We start from the raw sequence: 19575 nt of genomic DNA, 5'->3' as shown, positions 1-19575 counted from the left end.
ATTAAATAAACTTAGCTATTTTATTATAAGATTCTTTAAAAATAATTTTGAACCAAGCAGTATATTTCTCTGGATGATTTTCTATATCGCTTTTTACCTCTTCCAAAGGCATCCACTTATATGACGCTACTTCTTCAGGGTTTATAATAGGTTCGTCGTTAAATCTACCAATCATTACATGATCTAACTCGTGTTCTGTTAAACCATTATCAAACGGAACTTTGTAAATGAAAGAAAATAGTTCTTCTAATTCGCATGAAAACCCCATTTCTTCTTGTAATCTACGTTTTCCAGCTTCAATATTCGACTCCCCTTCTCGCTGATGCGAACAACACGTGTTCGTCCATAACAAAGGGGAATGATACTTTTCAGCTGCTCGCTGTTGCAACATCAACTCATTCTTTTCATTAAAAATAAATACTGAAAATGCCCTGTGTAACAAAGCTTTTTCGTGTGCTTCAATTTTTTCCATTAATCCTATCGGATTATCTTGTTCATCAACTAAAATAACGTGTTCTTTCATCTTAAAAATATACGAAAAGCAAATTTAGCATTATTGTTTTATTAACTCTTAATATTTTGTTATTATTGCTATAACTTCTAAAATTGTATACAATGAGAAAATTTATTTATGTTATTTTTATTCTTAGCTTCTTCTTAACTGCTTGTAGCGACAATGAAAACTCTAACTTACCTTTAGCTACTGAAAGTGATATTGTTGGCACTTGGAGTTTAGTTGACTTTTATTCTAAAGATGGGAAATTCACCATGTCTACAGTAAGTAACGGAGATATTTCTGGTAGTTTTGAAGCCAAGGCTAAAGACTTTAACAATGCAACAACTACCTTTTCACAAAACCCAAATGAATCATACGACAGTGGTTCTTTTAATATGGAACTTCAAGTGAAAACAGCAATATCTTCTGGTACTCAAACAGAAATAGTTACTGCAGACCCTAGCATTAAAACCGAATGGTCTTTAAGCGATAATACGTTGTTTTTTAATTTTGAAAATGATTTTTTTACGGGACAATTGTCAGCCCAAATTATTTATTTTGATGAAAATAAATTAGAACTTAAGGCTAACTTTGAAGAAAATATTTCTACTCCAGAAGATGTTAACTTAGGTGTCACAAACACCAAATTCAAAGGAACCATATACTTAACCTATACAAAATAATTTAAAGACCTCTGTACGAGGTCTTTTTCTTTACTTCATTTTCTTTATTCTTCTTTTTTAAAATCTTATTTTTGCAACCTTAAAATTTATAGATGAGTTTTTTAGAAGAAATACAGAAGAGACGTACATTCGGAATTATATCACACCCCGATGCTGGTAAAACAACCTTAACTGAAAAATTATTACTTTTTGGTGGAGCGATTCAAGAAGCGGGTGCTGTTAAGAATAATAAAATTAAAAAAGGAGCTACTTCCGATTTTATGGAAATTGAGCGCCAACGTGGTATCTCGGTTGCTACCTCTGTATTAGCTTTCATTTATAAAGACAAAAAAATCAATATTCTTGACACCCCAGGTCACAAGGATTTCGCTGAAGATACCTTTAGAACTTTAACTGCGGTTGATAGTGTTATTGTAGTTATTGACGTTGCAAAAGGAGTTGAGGAACAAACCGAAAAGTTAGTAGAGGTTTGTCGTATGCGAAAAATCCCGATGATTGTTTTCATTAACAAATTAGATCGTGAGGGTAAAGATGCTTTTGATTTATTAGATGAAGTTGAGCAAAAATTAGGATTAAAAGTTACTCCGTTGAGTTTCCCTATTGGAATGGGATACGATTTTAAAGGAATCTACAATATTTGGGGAAAGAAATTAAACATCTTTTCTGGAGACAATAAACAAACAATTTCTGAAGGTGTTGAATTTGACGACATCGACAATCCTGAACTAGATAAAATTGTTGGAGAAAAAGCCGCAAACACACTTCGTGAAGAACTAGAGTTAGTAAATGAAGTATACCCTGATTTTAATCAAAATGATTACCTGAGCGGTTCGCTCCAACCTGTGTTTTTCGGTTCTGCTTTAAATAATTTTGGTGTAAAAGAATTATTAGATTGTTTTATTGATATTGCTCCAAATCCACAGCCAAAACAAGCGGAAGAACGTTTGGTTGATTCTAAAGAAGAAAAACTAACCGGATTTGTATTTAAGATTCATGCAAACATGGATCCTAAACACCGAGACCGTTTAGCGTTTGTAAAGATTGTGTCAGGAACTTTTAAAAGAAACACTCCTTACCTACACGTTCGTAATGGTAAAAAGGTAAAATTCTCTAGTCCAAATGCCTTTTTTGCTGAAAAGAAAGAAATTGTTGAAGAATCTTTCCCAGGAGACATTGTTGGTTTACACGACACTGGGAACTTCAAAATTGGAGATACATTAACTGAAGGAGAGCAATTAAACTTTAAAGGAATTCCTAGTTTCTCTCCAGAACATTTCCGTTATGTAAACAATGCCGACCCAATGAAAGCTAAACAATTATACAAAGGTTTAGATCAGTTAATGGATGAAGGAGTTGCGCAGTTATTTACCATGGAAATGAACGGACGTAAGATTGTAGGAACTGTGGGTGCTTTACAGTACGAAGTAATTCAATATCGTTTAGAGCATGAATATGGCGCTAAATGTTCGTATGAAAATATTGCCGTACACAAAGCTTGTTGGGTTGAACCAGAAGATCCAAAAAATGAAGAATTCAAAGAATTCAAACGTGTAAAGCAACGTTATTTAGCAAAAGATAAACAAGGTCAGTTAGTATTTTTAGCAGATTCTCCGTTTACTATTCAAATGACTCAGAGTAAATATCCATCTGTAAAATTACATTTCACTAGTGAGTTTGCATAAACACATCAAAGACACGAGAAACAAGAAACAAGAAACGAGAAAGAGATTTTTTTCAACGTCTCTTCTCTCTTTTCTCCTCTCTGTTTTCTCTTTTCTCACATACGGTCAAGAGAATTTATCGAGTTTACAAGGAAAAGAGTTACACAATAAAGTTCGGTTAAATTTTATTCCTGTTGAAATGCCTACGGATAAGTTCCCAAACCTAAAACCAACGATGGGATTAACTGGTTTGCATTATCAAATTCCTTTTAACGATTGGTTATATGGTGGTGCTGCATTTCATTTTGCAGTAACAGGTGATCAAGGAGGCTTGTTTACCCTAGGTGCAGAAGTAGGAATCAACAAGCAGTTATATAAAAATTTATACGTAGATGCTAACTTCCATTTTGGTGGAGGTGGCGGATATCGTTACTTGGTAAATGATGGTGGATTTATCAATCCGAATATCGGATTGCAATATAAAAAGAACGATTACTCCTTCGGAATACAATACAGTCACGTTAATTTTTATTCTGGAGAGATAAAGAGTAATTCGGTTTCTTTCTTTGTTGAAATACCTAGTATTTTACGTTTTACTGATTATAACAAAGCGCATCAAAAATTTGTAGCAGACAATCTTTCTCCTGATAGTTTTTGGAGTAAACCTGCGGTAAAAAACGCACAACAAGTCCGTTTTGATTTCTTTAAACCTATTGGTAATTCTAGGAAAGATGACGCCAATAATCAAGAACCTCTTACAGAGACATTATATGTCATCGGTTTTGAATATCAAAAATATTTGAACGAAAACACCTTCTTATTCGCACATACTGATGCTATTTATAGAGGCTTACGTGCTGGTTTTATGGATCTATTTGTAGGTGCAGGATATCATCCATATCAATCAAAATACATCAATATTTTCGGGAAGTTAGGAGTTGGTGCAGCTGGTGGTCGTGTGGCTCCTGAAGGTGGATTGATGATTTACCCTTCCGCAGGAATCGATTTAAAGTTATTTAAAAACATTGCTATTAGTGCTCATGGTGGATATTATCGTGCAATAGCTGGTGATTTAGAAGCCTACACCTACGGTTTCGGTCTGAAATATTTCGGATTGAACGGCGGAACTTCTTCCAAAGAAAATACTACTTATCACACGCAAGGTTTACGTTTTGAAGTACAAAATCAAACTTACTTTGATGTTGCTAAATTCGATCCACCTGATAATAGATACGCTATAGATTTACAATTAATCGGTTTAAAAATAAACTACGATCTAAACAAATGGCTATATATTGCTGGTGAAGCAGGTTTTGCATACGATGGTCGCTCAGGTGGTTATGCTCACGGATTAGTAGGTGGAGGTATTTACAGTCCTCGTTTTTTTAATGATAAAATGCGTGGATTTTTAGAAGTCATGGCAGGTGCTGGTGGAGGTGCTGGTATAGATACCGATGAAGGAATTATTACGCGCCCTACTCTTGGATTAAGTTACGATGTAACAAATCAAGTTTCTATAATTGCATCAGGAGGTAGGTATTATTCTCCTTTCGGCAATGTAAATTCAAACAATATTAACATAGGTTTAAGCTTTAACCTTTCAACTTTGTCTGTAAAGAACTAACTTTGCTTTTTCTTCGGAAAAAGTAGTTTCATATATAAATAAGAGAAAAATGGATAACGGAATTTATGCAAAGTTTACCACTCCAAAAGGTGATATTTTAGTAAACTTAGAATACGAAAAAACTCCTGGAACTGTAGGTAACTTTGTTGCTTTAGCAGAAGGAAACTTAGAAAACTCAGCAAAACCACAAGGAACGCCTTATTATAACGGATTAAAATTCCACCGTGTAATTGCTGATTTTATGATTCAAGGTGGTTGCCCACAAGGAACCGGAACAGGAAACCCTGGTTATAAATTTGATGATGAAATTCACCCTGAATTAAAGCACGACGCTCCAGGAAAATTATCAATGGCAAACGCAGGACCAGGAACTAACGGTTCTCAATTCTTTATTACACACGTTGCTACACCTTGGTTAGACGGTAAACACACTGTTTTTGGTAGTGTTGTTGAAGGACAAGATGTTGTTGATGCTATTGCGCAAGAAGACACTATGGATGTAGAAATTATCCGTGTTGGTGATGCTGCTGAAAAATGGAATGCTGTTGAAGCTTTTAGAACTTTTGAAGGAGCTCGTGAAAAACGTGAAGCAGAAGCGAAAGCGCGTCAAAAAGAATTATTAGATCAAGTAGCTGCTGGATACGATGAAACTCCAAGTGGTTTACGTTATAAGATCTTACAAAACGGAGACGGGAAACAAGCGACTAAAGGAGCTATGTATGGTTTCTGTACACTACAAAGGTCAGTTATTAGACGGTACAGTATTTGATTCTTCATACAAACGTAAACAACCTATCGATTTTGCTATCGGTGTTGGTCAAGTAATTGCTGGTTGGGATGAAGGAATTCAGTTATTAAAAGTAGGTGACAAAGCTCGTTTGGTAATTCCATCTGATTTAGCATATGGTTCTCAAGGTGCTGGTGGTGTTATTCCTCCTGATGCAACCTTAATTTTTGATGTTGAATTAATGAACGTAAAATAAACGTCTATTAAACAAAACTTTAAGCCTCTTCTTTCTTTTGAAGGGGCTTTTTTATTTCAAAAAGTGTTTATTTTTAATTAACATTCGTAACATTAAAAAAAACTTTATTTAATGTATTTATCATAATTCCTTAAGCAGTAAGCCGTGAAAAAAAATGACTTTTACAGCATACAAACTACTCCTTAATCAATTATGAAAACAACATTACTTTTAATAGCTTTTTTTACTACTTCTTTAACAATTTTTTCTCAAGAAGTTTGTATTGCCCCAGAAGAAAATGCAATTGATTTGAATATAATTAGCATTGACAAATGCGACATTATCGATGAAACTAAGAAGTTACCTCAAAAGGAAACTAAAACATTTACCGCTAGAAATAGAATTAAAAAAGTAAGAAAACAAGTTCAAGAAAACCAATCAAATCTTAATGCTAATTCTAATGTAACTATTATTACAACCGATAATGACCTAACCTTAAAAAATACATTAACACCTCAAACAAAAGAGGTGTTATTTTCAGTTGTAGAAGAAGTTCCATTATTTCCTAACTGTGAAATTAGCGCAGGACAAGAAGCTAAAAAATGCTTTAAGGATAATATGCAAAAGCATTTTTCAAAAAATTATTATCCAGAAGTTTTTTCACAAGAAGGTATTCGCGGTAGAATTTTAATTCAATTTACAATTGATGTTTACGGAAACCCTAAAAATATTCAAGTAGCTAGCTCTAAACCAAGCAAAGTTATTGAAAATGAAGTTAATCGAATCATTAATAAACTACCTCAATTTTCAGCGGGTAAAGAACAAGGAATCCCGGTAGATGTAACCTACTCTTTTCCTATAAACCTAATACTAAATTAACACACAAGCAGCTCGCTTTATTTCTTTATTTTTTTATTTTTGCCGCCCCAAAAAACCCTTATAAAATATACTATGAAGCCTATTTTTGCTACCTGCTTATTTTTCTTTATTTCTCTTTCTTACTCACAAGAAAAATGTGAAACACCAAAAGATGAAATTCAAGATATAAACGCCATTACTATTACTAAATGTTCTATAGATGATGTAAAAGAAGCTTTAGAATCAGAAGAGATTAAAAAAATTTCAACTAGACGTAAAAGGCATAGAAGATTAAGAAAAGTTAATACCATTTCTACAAACCCTAACGAAATTAATCAACTTGAAAACAAAAAGTTACTTGTTGAAAAGCTAAATTTAGAAGAAGATATTCTTACATCAATCGAAAAAGTTCCTTTTCACCTTGTAGAGCAAATTCCTTTGTTTAAAGATTGTAGAAGAAAACCTATTTTACAACAATCAAAATGTTTTGAAAAAGAAATGATTGAACATATTGTACGAAATTTTGATTATCCTAAAGAAGCTATTTCAAAAGGAATTGAAGGAAAAGTACTTGTTCAATTTACAATTGATAAAGAAGGTAACGTTTTTGACATAAAAGAAAAAGGGCCAGAAAACAGTGAAATATTAGAAGAAGAAGCACACAGATTAATCTCTTCTTTACCAAAATTTATTCCTGGAACCCACAAAGGAAAAACGGTAAATGTAAAATATGCACTACCTATAATTTTTAAAACTCCTAAAAGGTAAACCTACTTTTTTTTAGAGTTAAAATCATCATTCTCTTACAGTAAATGCAAAATAATTTTGCTTTTACTGTTTTTTTTGTTACATTTACCGCGTTAGTTAACATTAAATTAACCTACCAAACCCTAAAAATAGAGCACAATGATGAAAAAACTCCCCTCAGTAGTGGCTGCTATGTTACTTTCTTTAGCAGCTGTAGGTCAAGAAGTATGTACCACTCCTGACGAAACGGTAGCTGATCCAAACAGTATAACCAAATGTGCAGTTGAAGACGCTGAAAATGGCGTAGGAAAACAATTATCTATTGAAGTATCAACAAGAAGACGTGTTGTTCGTAAAAACAAAGAAGCAGTATCTGCTATCGGAGGAATTAATTCTTCTCAAAAAGTAGCTGATATTAAAAAGAATACTTTACTAGTTGGTAAATTAGAACTTGAAGATAATTCTTCTACTATTGAAAAAATACCTTTTAACTTAGTTGAAGAAATTCCTTTATTTGAAAAGTGTAACAACGTACCATTAATTAAACAAGCTAAGTGTTTTGAATCTAACATGACTAAACACATTATCAAAAACTTTAACTATCCTCAAGAAGCTTTAGAAGCAGGAGTACAAGGAAGAGTTTTGGTTCAGTTTACAATTAATGAGCAAGGAGATGTAGAAAGCATATTAATGCGTGGCCCTGAAGGAGGAGAATCTTTAGAGAAAGAAGCTAGTAGAATTATTAACAACCTTCCTAAGTTTATCCCTGGTAAACACAACGGAAAGAATGTAAAAGTAAAATACGGTGTTCCTATTACTTTTAAAGCTCCTGGTACTTCAAATACTAATACTTCTAAAGTAAACAGAACTTCAGTAGCCAACACTTCTAAAGTTGTTAAAGAAAAAGAAATTACAGATTTTGTAAAGTTTGCTGAAGTGCATAGTATTCCTCAGTTTAAAGCATGCACAAAAGTTGCCGACATGCAGAAGTTAAACTGTTTTAATGAAAGAATGATTAGTCATATTCAAAGAAACTTTAACTATCCTGCTGCAGCTGCTGAACAAAATATTGAAGGTAGAGTTTGGGTTCGTTTTATTATCGATAAAAACGGAGATGTATCTAACATTAAAATGAAAGGACCTGAAAACGGACAGTTATTAGAGCAAGAAGCTAAGAAAATGGTAGCTAATCTTCCTACTTTTGTTCCAGCTAAACATAACGGAAAGTCTGCTAACGTAGAATATTATATTCCTATTAACTTTAAGTTACACGAATAAGAAATATATCTAATAGAAATAATAAAAAAGCTTTAAACACATAATGTTTAAAGCTTTTTTATTTTACAAGGGCCAAGTAGTAATTTGTATTTTCTTTTCTAGGCTATAAAAAACATTTTAATCAATCTTAAAATTTAAACTTACCCTTTTAATTCTTATTCAGTTTAATAATTATTAGGTTCTATGTGAATTAAAACATGACCTAAATCTGGAAGTTGTTTTCTTAAATAGTCTTTTAATTTATGTGCAATATCATGTCCTTCTTTTACTGTAATAGTACTATCTACAATGGCGTGTAAGTCTACATGATATTTCATTCCTGCTTTACGTACAAAACACTTTTCGGTTCCTAAAACACCTTCTACTTCTAACGATTTTTCTCTTATTTCTTCTATCAAATCGTCATACACATGTTCATCCATTATTTCACCCAAAGCTGGCCTAAAAATCAGGTAACTATTGTATAAAATAAAGAAAGAGGCTAATAAAGCTGCCCAATCATCTGCTGTTTCATAACCTTCTTTAAAAATAAGTGCTATCGAAATTCCTATGAACGCCATGATAGAAGTAATTGCATCACTTCTATGGTGCCACGCATCTGCTTTAAGAGAAGAACTATTGGTTTCTTTACTTTTTCTGATAACCACTTGAAAAGATATTTCTTTCCAAATGATAATTACTCCTAAAACCAGTAATGTCCAAGCTTTAGGTGTTTTATGAGGTGTTTGTATGTTCTGTATACTTTCATAGGCTATAATCGTTGCAGAAGTTACTAAAAAGGCCACTACCACAAAAGTGATTAAAGGTTCTATTTTTCCGTGTCCGTAGGGATGGTTTTTATCTGCGGGTCTTTTGGCATATTTCAACCCTAATAATACTAAAAGAGAAGAAAAAATATCAGTGGTAGATTCAATTGCATCTGCTATTAAAGCATATGAATTTCCAAAAATACCTGCCAATCCTTTAATAATTGCTAAGCTAGTATTACTTAAAATACTAAAATAAGTGGTTTTTATAGCTAATTCTTCTTTACTCATGAAGTTTATCTTTCTCTTTTTAATGAGATACTACGAAGGTACTTGAAAACTATTGAATAAAAAAAACTCGCCGATTGGCGAGTTTTAATTTGTAGTAAGAATATATTAAAGACTACTCTTTAAATACTCCCATATTTGCATATTTTTCCATACGTTGAGCAACTAAATTAGCTTCAGTTAACTCATTTAGCTCTTTGTAAGCTTTTAAAATTTGTTCTTTAACGGCTTCAAAAGTTGCAGATCTATCAGAATGAGCACCTCCTAATGGTTCTTTAATGATATCATCAACGATATTCAATTTCATTCCATCTTTAGCTGTTAACTTTAATGCTTCTGCAGCTTTTTCTTTTTGCTCCCAGCTTCTCCATAAAATTGTTGAACAGTTTTCAGGAGAAATAACTGAATACCATGAATTTTCTAACATATATACTCTGTCTCCTACTCCAATTCCTAAAGCTCCACCAGAAGCTCCTTCACCAATAATTATAGTGATAATTGGAGTTTTTAAATGAGTCATTTCAAAAATATTACGAGCAATTGCTTCTCCTTGTCCACGTTCTTCTGCTTCTAATCCTGGGTAAGCTCCTGGAGTATCTACAAAAGTAACAACTGGGATTCCGAATTTTTCAGCCATACGCATTAAACGTAATGCTTTACGGTATCCTTCTGGATTTGCCATACCAAAGTTACGGTATTGACGCGTTTTTGTGTTATACCCTTTCTGTTGACCGATAAACATAAAAGACTGATCTCCTATTTTACCTAAACCACCTATCATGGCCTTATCGTCTTTTACACTACGATCACCATGCAACTCCATAAAAGTATCTCCACAAAGCGCCTTGATATAATCTAATGTATACGGACGATTTGGGTGACGAGATAACTGTACACGTTGCCATGCAGTTAAATTTTTATATATGTCTTTCTTTGCTTTTTCTAATTTTTCTTCGATTTTTTTACATGTTTCCGTTACATCTACTTCACTTTCTTCTCCAATAATCTGACATTTTGCCAACTGATCTTGTAGTTCTTTAATTGGCATTTCAAAATCTAAATATTCCATTATTGTATATAATTTGATTTTCTAATTTTCTAGTTAGTCGTTTGTAAAGGCAAACATACTAAAAAATTGTACAGTTTACCTTGATCGTTTTTCTTAAAATACTATTTTTTAATCATTTTCTTTTTTATGGAAGAGGCATTTTTTAAAACTCCGTTAAGCAACACTACAAACAAAACAATAAAAGCTCCATAGTAAAACTCTGGATTCATTTGTTCTTTTTCTCCAAAAATTATGAGTGCCAAAATAATAGCATATATAGGTTCTAAATTGATGGTAAGCATTACTGTATAAGGAGTTAAATACTTCATCACTTTAACAGAAGCTATAAAAGCATACGCTGTACAAATACTACTTAACACAAATAAATATATCCAATCGGTTGTTTTAATTTGGAAAAACTCTATTGAAAATTGTTGTGTAAATAACATGTATAAGGTTACTCCTAAAACGCCAAATAACAACTGATAAAAAGAAATTGTATTTGCATCATGTTTTTGAATAAATAATCCGTTTAATACCGAAAATAATGCTGATAAAAAAGCCGATATCAAAGCATAAACAATTCCTAAAGTATATTGACTTTCAAAATTGAATATGATGTACAAACCTGCAATTACAAGTAAGCCTAAAACAATTTCAATAAGCTTTACTCTTCTCTTAAAAAAGAAAGGTTCTATTAATGAAGCAAAAAAAGCTCCTGTACTCATCGTAACTAATGCTACTGATACATTCGACACTTTTATCGCCTTGAAAAAAGTTATCCAGTGTACTGCTATAATTATTCCTGAGATAGCAAACTTTACTAAAGCTTTCTTCTCTATTTTAAATGTTTTTTTTCTGATTAGAAAATATACAGCTATAAAAATAACTGCTAAAAACATTCGATACCAAACAAGCGGAACAGCATCAATTGATATTAATGCTCCTAGTATTGCTGTAAAACCCCAAATAAAAACGATTACATGTAGGTGTAGGTAGTTTCGTAATTTATCTCCTTGCATTTATGTATAAGTAAATAGCGTATATACCAAAAACAATATTTGGCATCCAAACATTTAACAAAGCATTAGCACCTGCCACTGCCCCTAATACTTCTGCTACTTTTAAAAAGAACACGTAAATAAACATTACTGCTATTCCTATCGCTAAATTAGCTCCAATACCTCCACGAGTTTTTTTGTGAGCTAAAGCTACAGCTATCATCGTTAAAATATAACTAGCAATAGGTAAACTAGTACGTTTATATAATTCTACTAAATAAGCATTTAAGTTTTTGATTCCTCTTTTTCTAGACAAGTCTATGAATTTCATTAATTCTGGTGAATTCATTTCTTGTGCCATTATATTTTTGTAGTTGAAATCTGTGGGAGTAAAAGTGAATGTTGTGTCCAAGCTTCTTCCTGAAAAAATACTATCTCTACCTTTATATATTTTTCGAAGTTTCCATGTGCTTAATTTAAACGTGCTGTCCTTTTCATTCCAGTTAATGTTATCTGCCATCAACTTACTTTTTAGCTTGATACCATCATATAAATCTACTGAAAAGTTATACCCTGAATTTCGTTTTAAATCATACCTTTGAAGGTATACATAAGTACTATCATTCAATTGTAAACTAAACTCTTGTATTGAAGTATCTGAATATTTTTGCTTTTTTAGGTACTCTTTTTCAAATGCTTTTCTTGTTTTACTACTCGTAGGCACAAAAAAGTGATTCATTGAAAGCGCTATTAAACAAACAATAGTAGCTCCTATAAAATATGGATATAAAAAACGAGTAAATGATACTTGAGAACTATTTATGGCTATAATTTCGGTATTACTTGCCAATTTTGAAGTAAACAAAATTACCGCGATAAACAGCGCTAATGGCATGAAAGTATTAGCGTAATAAATGATAAAATTCTTGTAATAATCGTTTGCTACCTCAAAAAAAGTTAAGTTTTCATGACGTAAAAACTTATCTATCTTTTCAGCAATATCAATCGCTACAGCAATAGGTATTAGAATTAACATGGTAAACAAAAAAGTTACCAGATAACGCTTTAGTATGTACCAATCTAGTTTTTTCAAGTTACAAACGTTTATCCATTTGTTTTACCATTTTGTCTTTCCATGTAGCAAAATCTCCTGCTATGATATGTTTACGTGCTTCACGCACCAACCACAAGTAAAATCCTAAATTATGGATAGAAGCGATTTGTTTTCCTAACATTTCTCCGGAAGCAAACAAGTGACGTAAATAGGCTTTTGAGTACATAGTATCTACCCAAGTAATTCCCATTTCATCAATAGGAGAAAAATCATTTTCCCACTTCTTATTTTTAATGTTAATGCTACCATGCGCCGTAAATAACATTCCGTTACGAGCATTACGTGTTGGCATTACGCAGTCGAACATATCTACTCCTAAAGCAATATTTTCTAAAATGTTGATTGGTGTACCAACTCCCATTAAATAACGTGGTTTGTCTTCTGGCAAAATTTCAGTAACCACTTCTGTCATTGCATACATTTCTTCAGCAGGTTCTCCTACTGATAATCCTCCTATCGCATTTCCTTCGGCTCCTGAGTTTGCGATATATTCTGCTGACTGTTTACGTAAATCTTTGTAGGTACTTCCTTGTACAATTGGAAATAACGTTTGATTGTATCCGTATTTTGGAGGTGTATTATTAAAGTGTTTTATACAACGATCTAACCAACGATGTGTCATGTGCATCGATTGTTTTGCGTAGTTATAATCACACGGATATGGTGTACACTCATCAAAAGCCATAATTATATCTGCTCCGATGGTTCGCTGGGTGTCCATGACATTTTCTGGTGTAAAAAAATGCGTTGACCCATCAATATGGCTCTTAAACTTTACTCCTTCTTCATTAATTTTTCTTCTTCCTGATAAAGAATACACTTGATATCCTCCACTATCCGTTAAAATATTACGATCCCAATTCATAAACTTATGTAAACCTCCTGCTTGTTCTAAAATAGAGGTTTGAGGACGCAAGTATAAGTGATAGGTATTTCCCAAAATAATATCAGGATTGATTTCGTCTTTTAATTCTGATTGATGTACTCCTTTAACTGTAGCTACGGTACCTACAGGCATAAATATTGGAGTTTCTATAGTTCCGTGATCAGTAGTAATAACGCCTGCACGTGCTTTACTTTTAGGGTCGGTTATTTTTAAGTCAAATTGCATAAGTGGCAAAGATACACATGTAAGTTGAATGTTTAAAAGTAGATAGTTAAAAGTTTCTTATTACTAATTTTTAATTTTTTCTTCTTCTTCCAAACTTGGATTTAAAATCTGCTCTCTTCTTTGATTGTTTGTTTTTTTGAGGAGAGGCTTTTTGATTTTTTTTTTCCGATTCTTCGTATGTTTTTGACGAACCCGCTACGAGTTTATTAATTTCATCCATTTCTTTGGATGTTAACTCTCTCCACTCTCCTACTTTTAAGTTTCCTAAAGTTACATTCATAATACGTGTACGCTTGAGTTTTTTTACTTCGTAACCTAAGTATTCACACATACGTCGAATTTGACGATTTAAACCTTGTACTAAAATTATTTTAAAAGTAGTATCATTAATACGTTCTACTTTACATTTTTTGGTAACTGTTCCTAAAATAGGGATTCCGTTACTCATTCGTTTCATAAAACGCTCATCAAAAGGTTTGTTAACCGAAACAATGTATTCTTTTTCATGGTTATTCCCTGCTCGTAATATTTTGTTTACAATATCACCATCATTGGTTAAAAAAATTAATCCTTCTGAAGGTTTATCTAAACGTCCAATAGGAAATAATCGTTGTGGATGCCCCACAAATTTCACGATATTTTTACGTTCTTTACTATCAGTAGTACAAACAATTCCTACTGGTTTGTTTAACGCTATATAAATAGTTTTAGGTTTTTCTTTTAATGGTTTTCCATCAATTTTTACCACATCTCCTTCATGTACTCTATTTCCTAACTGTGTAGGTTTACCGTTTATAGTTACTCTTCCCTCAGTAATAAAGCGTTCTGCTTCACGACGTGAACAAATACCTGTACTACTAATGTACTTGTTAAGATTTATTGATGTGTCGTTATTATTGTTTTCCATGTAATCAAAAAAAGACAGTCTCAAAAGTACTAAATATTGTCATTTCACGAATTAAGAGAATCAGATTTCTCGACTTCGCTAGAAATGACATACTTTCGAGACTGTCTTGTATGTTTTAGATTTTATCTTTTAAAACATGATCATTTTTTGTGTACAACGTGCTAAACTTGGTCTTCTTTCATAATCAAACCCTAGTGTAATCATGTGTGTTCCGTAATTATAATCTTGTGTTTTATTCATATTGATGCTAAACCCATATGATAAATAAAGATTATTTTTCTTTAAACCAAGCAATGGTGCAATAGCATTTGGTTGAAAAAACTGGTCATTTAAGAACGTATAACTTAAACCAGCCCAAACATATCCATCTCTAATTCCTCTTCTTGCTTTAATATTCATATCTGTTTTAGAACGTCCTGTAGCTTCTCTATACTCATAAAGAATAGAAGGTTCAAGTTCATAGTTTCTACTTATTCTTGAAAGAGTATAAGAAGTAAATACGGTATATTTTCTAAGTTCTTCCGGATCTCCAGTTCTAAAATTCTTAATATCTCTATTTAAGATATTTACTACATTGGCTGTAATACTAAACCCTTCATAACGATATAGCAAACCTACATCAAAATTTGAGTGATTTTCTTGTATTGAAGGTACATCTTCAATATCTGTTACATTACTATTTGAAGTGTCAATTCCAAATTGAATAAAACTGTAGCTTAATGCAAATGATAAAAAACTGTCATGAAAGTCACTTAATGTTAAGTGACTTGCAAACGATAGTTTTGCTCCTTTCTGTGTAGTAAATCCATTACTGTCATTAAATATCGTTATTCCTCCACCAAAAGTATCTGCGATACGTGCTTCAACTGTTAATGACTGTGTATCTGGTGCATCTTTAACTCCAATCCACTGGCTTACTCCATTTAATCTAACCTGTAAGCCTGTTCCTATACCTGCATAGGTTGGGGAAATTAAAAACGGGTTATCTGCTAAGTGATTTACGTATTGTGGTAATTCTATTTCTTGTGCAGTACCTTTTATATTACAAAACACTACAACTAAAATTATTAATATTTTTCTCATTTTTTTACTTTCTATATAGTGTAAAATGTCCCATTATTTTCTTCTCTTGACCTGATAACTCTTTATAGTAAATAGTATACCAATAATCTCCTGACGGCAATGGTTTACCATCGTAAGTACCGTCCCATCCTTCTACAGTACCTTTAAAGTCTGCGATGTTACGTGCATACCTATCGTAAATAAACACTTTGATATCGTGGTAATCTTCTACTTCACGAGGATACCAATAATCATTTGTTCCATCACCGTCAGGTGTAAATAAATTAGGTACAAAAATAGTAATATACTCTCCTCTTACTGTTAACGTTACCTCACAACCTCTAGCATCTCTAACTGTTATGGTATAGTCTTTTGTTTGTAAGATTAAGAATTCATTATCTGATCCAAAATCACCTCCATCTACACTATATTCATAAGGTGGTAATCCAAAATCTGCATTGGCTATTAAAGTATTCTTATCCGAATCATCAATATCTAAGGTTAATGCTTGAATATCTTCAATAGTAATTGGACTACTAGTAGAACTTTCAGAACATGAAGTTATTGTATGTGTTGCTGTAACATAGTATCCTGTTCCTGCTGGTACATCAATAAATTCTCCTGTATTATTTGTTACTACAGGGTTTCCTATTCCGTCATATAATGTGTAAGACATATTAGCTCTATATGCTTCATCAACTATTGCTTTAATAATATTTCCTACCTCACAGGTATATGCAAAGTCAACTGTTAATTGTAAATCTACTGATTCAGCCGTAGTTACTCTTATTGGATCTGCAACATTACAACCTGCTTCATCTCTTACTGTAATGTAGTAAGACGTACCTGCTTGGATGTTTTCTGCAGCTCCTAACACAATTGTATTCGTTGTATATGGTGTTGGTTGCTCTATATTATTAATACTTACGTAGTAAGGTTGTGTTCCTCCTTGTGCATCTAACTCTATTGTTGGAGTTGCATCGTTAATACAGGTTTGTTCTGTAACTCCTACTAAGGTTGCTGTAAATTGTTGTGGTTGATCAATAACTACATTAATAGTATCAATACATCCAACCTTATCTTTAACAGTAATGGTGTATGTACCTGCTGCTAAGTTTCTGAACACATTATCGGTAACAAATTTATTTGTTGGATCTGTACTAATATTGTATTCATATCCTGTTAAGTTTCCTCCTGAGGCTAATACTGTAATAGTACCATCGTTTCCTCCAAAACAACTTACATCTGTATGGTTTTCAGCAACTACTAAAGGTTGTGGTTCTACGATAGGATGTGGTGCAGTATCTTCTGTACATACTTCTCCAAATCTGTTAGTACTTCTTACTCTAATTTTATATGTACCAACATTTAAACCTCCAAAAGTATTTGATGTTGTCCATGTTCCATCAATCGGGTTATTACTACCATCTAACAATTGATATTCGTAATTACCGAAACCGCCTGCTACAGTTGCTGATAACACTCCATTAGCATCTCCATTACAAGTAACAAATCCTGAATCGACTACTAAAGTTGGTACTAAAGGTTCATATGCATTAACCGTTACTACAACTGTATCTTCACAATTATTATCATCACGTACATAGAATGTTTGAGAACCTGAACTTACGTTTATAAACGTATTGTTAGGAACAAAATTCACTCCATCGCTACTATATTCATAAACGCCTGTACCTCCTATTGCACTCACTACTACGGTTGCAGCATTGTTACAAGTTATATCTGCAGTGATATTTGCCGAAGCTTCTACTTCTGAAGGATCAATTATATCCACCTGCTCTGTATACGTACAGCTATATTTATTATCTCTAACAGTTACTGTATAATTAGTACCCGCTGGTAAATTACTAAATGTATTTGATAACTGTTCTACTTGCGTTACTCCGTCAGGATAGGTTAAAATATAACTATAACTTACAGTTGCATCTTGTGTTTGACCTCCTCTTACTCTAGTTACTTGAATGGTTGCCGTTCTTTCTCCTTCACATAAGTTTGGAGTAACAGTTACATCTGCTGCCATAGGTGTAGTTGGCTGTAATGTAAATGTAAATGTTTCTTCACAACCTGTAACATCTCTAACTGTTGCTGTATAATTACCTGCTATTAACCCAGTAATTCTTCTATTACTATCAAAATTTTGAACTGGTGTAGCTGGTGTTAAATCATTTACTAATTGATACTCATATGGTGCCCAACCTCCTTGAGCTTCTAACAAGATTTCTCCAGAACCAGGAAAACCACATTTAAAATACGTAGGTGTACCAGTTAATGCCAAGGCAGTTGCTGGTTCTTCAATTATAAAGTTTTCACTTTGTGCTTCACAGAATGGTGTATTCGTCATACTTACAACCACATAATATTCACCTGCTACTAAATTAGTAGTAATTGTTTCTGGAGTACCTCCTGTACCATTTCCTAATGTAATAGCAGTTGGGTTACCTACTTCAAATACTTCGTAAGTGTATCCACCTATATATGGTGTAGCTGTACTAAAATCTATAGTTGCGCTTCCTGTACCTCCAAAACAAGCTCTTTGAATATTACTTACTAATACATCAAAGGTAGGTTCTGGTTGTACTTCATAACTTGCACTTAACTCACAACCTGTTACTGGATGTGTAACTGTTACTGTATAAACTCCTGCTGATAATCTTGTAGTGTTTGTTACACTTACACCACTATCAACATTATTTATTGTCTCAACGGTTGCTCCTGTATTATCTGAAATTGTTACTGTAGCTCCAGTTACTGCTGAACTTGAATTAAATACAATATCAATTAACTCTCCGCCATTAACACAACTTATCGCATCATTCGGGGTCGGTGTAATGTCTTGCAATTCATCAAAAGCATTGATTGTTTCAACTGGTGAGAAACTCTCACATCCTTCGCTATCTACTACTCGTACATAGAAATTTCCGCCTGATCTATCATTTATTGTATAGGTATTAACTGTTCCTGATACTGAAACTGCTGTAATCTCTGTATCTAAACTTGAATCGAAATCTCCAAATGGCGCAACATCTAAGTATAACTCAACTGTACTATAAACTGTACTTCCACCTGAAATACCCGAACCTGATGCTGTATCAATACTTAAAGTAGCATTGTTAACTGTATTTCCTGTTGCACATCCAAACTGAACTGCGGTTGGTGCTACAACCGTTAATGGTGGGTTATCACCTATAACTACTCCTGTTACGTCTGTTGAACATCCATTTGCGCCTGTTGCTGTTACTGTATATGTTCCTGCTGGTACATTAATAAATGCTCCGCTTCCTGCATCGTAAACTCCTTGACCTGCTCCTAAACCTGATCCTGCTGTCTGAACTAAACCATATGTTAACGGAGTTAAACCTGCCGTTACTGTTAATTCTATACGTCCTGTGGCACTTCCGTTACAGGTAGCATCTATTGGATTTACTGTAAATGCTGGATCAACTGGTGTTGTTATTTCAAATGTCTTATTTACAACACAATTTCCTGAACCGGTATCAGTAACTCGAACTGTATATGTTCCTATTGGCGTAGTTACTGGTAAAGTAAAGTTATCGCTTACTCCTGTTCCTGCAACAATAGTACCTGTTGCTACACTTGTTGAACTTGGGTCTTCTACTACATAACTGTAGCTTCCTGTTCCTGAACTAACCTCAATACTATATTCTGGTTCTGAAACACAACTTAAAATGCTTACTGGTGTAATATCGAAATCTAAGTCAGGATTAATCGTAATATTCTGGGTTCCTGCTGCTGGACAATTGTTACTGTCAACTACTGAAACTGTATAATCATCTGCTACTAAACCACTAAATACTAAAGGACTTACTCCTGTTAAAGTAAAGCTTGATCCTAATGCTCCTGTTAACGTAGCTGTATATGGTGAGCTTCCATCTGCAATAGTAACTGTAATCTCTCCTCCGTCTGTACTACATGCATTATCTGCCTTAGAAACACTAAAGTTTACTTGG

General features: G+C 33.2%; 15 protein-coding genes and 1 pseudogene. 7 read left to right on the top strand and 9 right to left on the bottom strand.

The annotated features are described in order from the left end of the window. Position 1 precedes the first annotated feature (1 nt). Positions 2 to 523 (bottom strand): isopentenyl-diphosphate Delta-isomerase, encoded by a 522-nt coding sequence (idi, locus tag OU788_RS01165; RefSeq protein ID WP_274633463.1) that lies wholly within the window; start codon positions 521 to 523, stop codon positions 2 to 4. A 92-nt stretch (positions 524 to 615) separates the two neighbouring features. Between idi and OU788_RS01160 the strand changes: the two genes are divergently transcribed. The 7 genes and pseudogenes from OU788_RS01160 (at position 616) to OU788_RS01130 (ending at position 8309) form a co-directional block, all read left to right on the top strand. Further along, complete coding sequence (locus OU788_RS01160; protein WP_274633462.1) at positions 616 to 1179, top strand: hypothetical protein; 564 nt, start codon at positions 616 to 618, stop codon at positions 1177 to 1179. Between the two features lie 92 nt (positions 1180 to 1271). Further along, positions 1272 to 2861: a peptide chain release factor 3 gene (locus OU788_RS01155; RefSeq protein WP_274633461.1), complete on the top strand. Its 1590-nt coding sequence runs from the start codon at positions 1272 to 1274 to the stop codon at positions 2859 to 2861. Positions 2862 to 3039: 178 nt separating this feature from the next. Then, entirely contained in the window at positions 3040 to 4464 is a 1425-nt protein-coding gene (locus OU788_RS01150) for a hypothetical protein (protein WP_274633460.1), read from the top strand. Between the two features lie 49 nt (positions 4465 to 4513). Beyond that, positions 4514 to 5447, top strand: a pseudogene (locus OU788_RS01145) (peptidylprolyl isomerase). A 192-nt stretch (positions 5448 to 5639) separates the two neighbouring features. Next, entirely contained in the window at positions 5640 to 6305 is a 666-nt protein-coding gene (locus OU788_RS01140; protein ID WP_274633459.1) for an energy transducer TonB, read from the top strand. Positions 6306 to 6377: 72 nt separating this feature from the next. After that, on the top strand, positions 6378 to 7052 hold the full coding sequence (locus OU788_RS01135; RefSeq protein WP_274633458.1) for an energy transducer TonB: 675 nt from the start codon (positions 6378 to 6380) through the stop codon (positions 7050 to 7052). Positions 7053 to 7190: 138 nt separating this feature from the next. After that, positions 7191 to 8309: an energy transducer TonB gene (locus OU788_RS01130; RefSeq protein ID WP_274633457.1), complete on the top strand. Its 1119-nt coding sequence runs from the start codon at positions 7191 to 7193 to the stop codon at positions 8307 to 8309. Between the two features lie 164 nt (positions 8310 to 8473). Here the strand turns inward: OU788_RS01130 and OU788_RS01125 are convergent, their stop codons facing one another. The 8 genes from OU788_RS01125 to OU788_RS01090 form a co-directional block, all read right to left on the bottom strand. Then, positions 8474 to 9346, bottom strand: a complete 873-nt coding sequence (locus OU788_RS01125; RefSeq protein WP_274633456.1) for a cation diffusion facilitator family transporter — start codon at positions 9344 to 9346, stop codon at positions 8474 to 8476. 112 nt (positions 9347 to 9458) lie between these two features. Next, positions 9459 to 10412, bottom strand: a complete 954-nt coding sequence (locus tag OU788_RS01120; RefSeq protein ID WP_274633455.1) for an acetyl-CoA carboxylase carboxyltransferase subunit alpha — start codon at positions 10410 to 10412, stop codon at positions 9459 to 9461. 101 nt (positions 10413 to 10513) lie between these two features. Then, positions 10514 to 11413 (bottom strand): DMT family transporter, encoded by a 900-nt coding sequence (locus OU788_RS01115; RefSeq protein WP_274633454.1) that lies wholly within the window; start codon positions 11411 to 11413, stop codon positions 10514 to 10516. Next, positions 11400 to 12485 carry an LptF/LptG family permease gene (locus OU788_RS01110; RefSeq protein WP_274633453.1) on the bottom strand — a complete coding sequence of 362 codons (1086 nt, stop codon included), beginning with the start codon at positions 12483 to 12485 and terminating at the stop codon, positions 11400 to 11402. The genes OU788_RS01115 and OU788_RS01110 overlap by 14 nt, the downstream gene beginning before the upstream one ends. A gap of 1 nt (position 12486) precedes the next feature. Next, entirely contained in the window at positions 12487 to 13617 is a 1131-nt protein-coding gene (tgt, locus tag OU788_RS01105) for a tRNA guanosine(34) transglycosylase Tgt (protein WP_274633452.1), read from the bottom strand. 70 nt (positions 13618 to 13687) lie between these two features. Further along, positions 13688 to 14524, bottom strand: a complete 837-nt coding sequence (gene rluF / locus OU788_RS01100) for a 23S rRNA pseudouridine(2604) synthase RluF (RefSeq protein WP_274633451.1) — start codon at positions 14522 to 14524, stop codon at positions 13688 to 13690. 129 nt (positions 14525 to 14653) lie between these two features. Further along, entirely contained in the window at positions 14654 to 15607 is a 954-nt protein-coding gene (locus OU788_RS01095) for a PorP/SprF family type IX secretion system membrane protein (protein WP_274633450.1), read from the bottom strand. 4 nt (positions 15608 to 15611) lie between these two features. Next, on the bottom strand, positions 15612 to 19575 hold a 3964-nt coding region (locus OU788_RS01090; RefSeq protein ID WP_274633449.1), incomplete at its 5' end, for a T9SS type B sorting domain-containing protein.

The sequence above is a fragment of the Tenacibaculum sp. L6 genome, assembly GCF_028823685.1.
Lineage (GTDB): Bacteria > Bacteroidota > Bacteroidia > Flavobacteriales > Flavobacteriaceae > Polaribacter.
The sequence above is the reverse complement of the archived record's forward strand: the minus strand, read 5'-3'. Positions and strand labels throughout refer to the sequence as shown.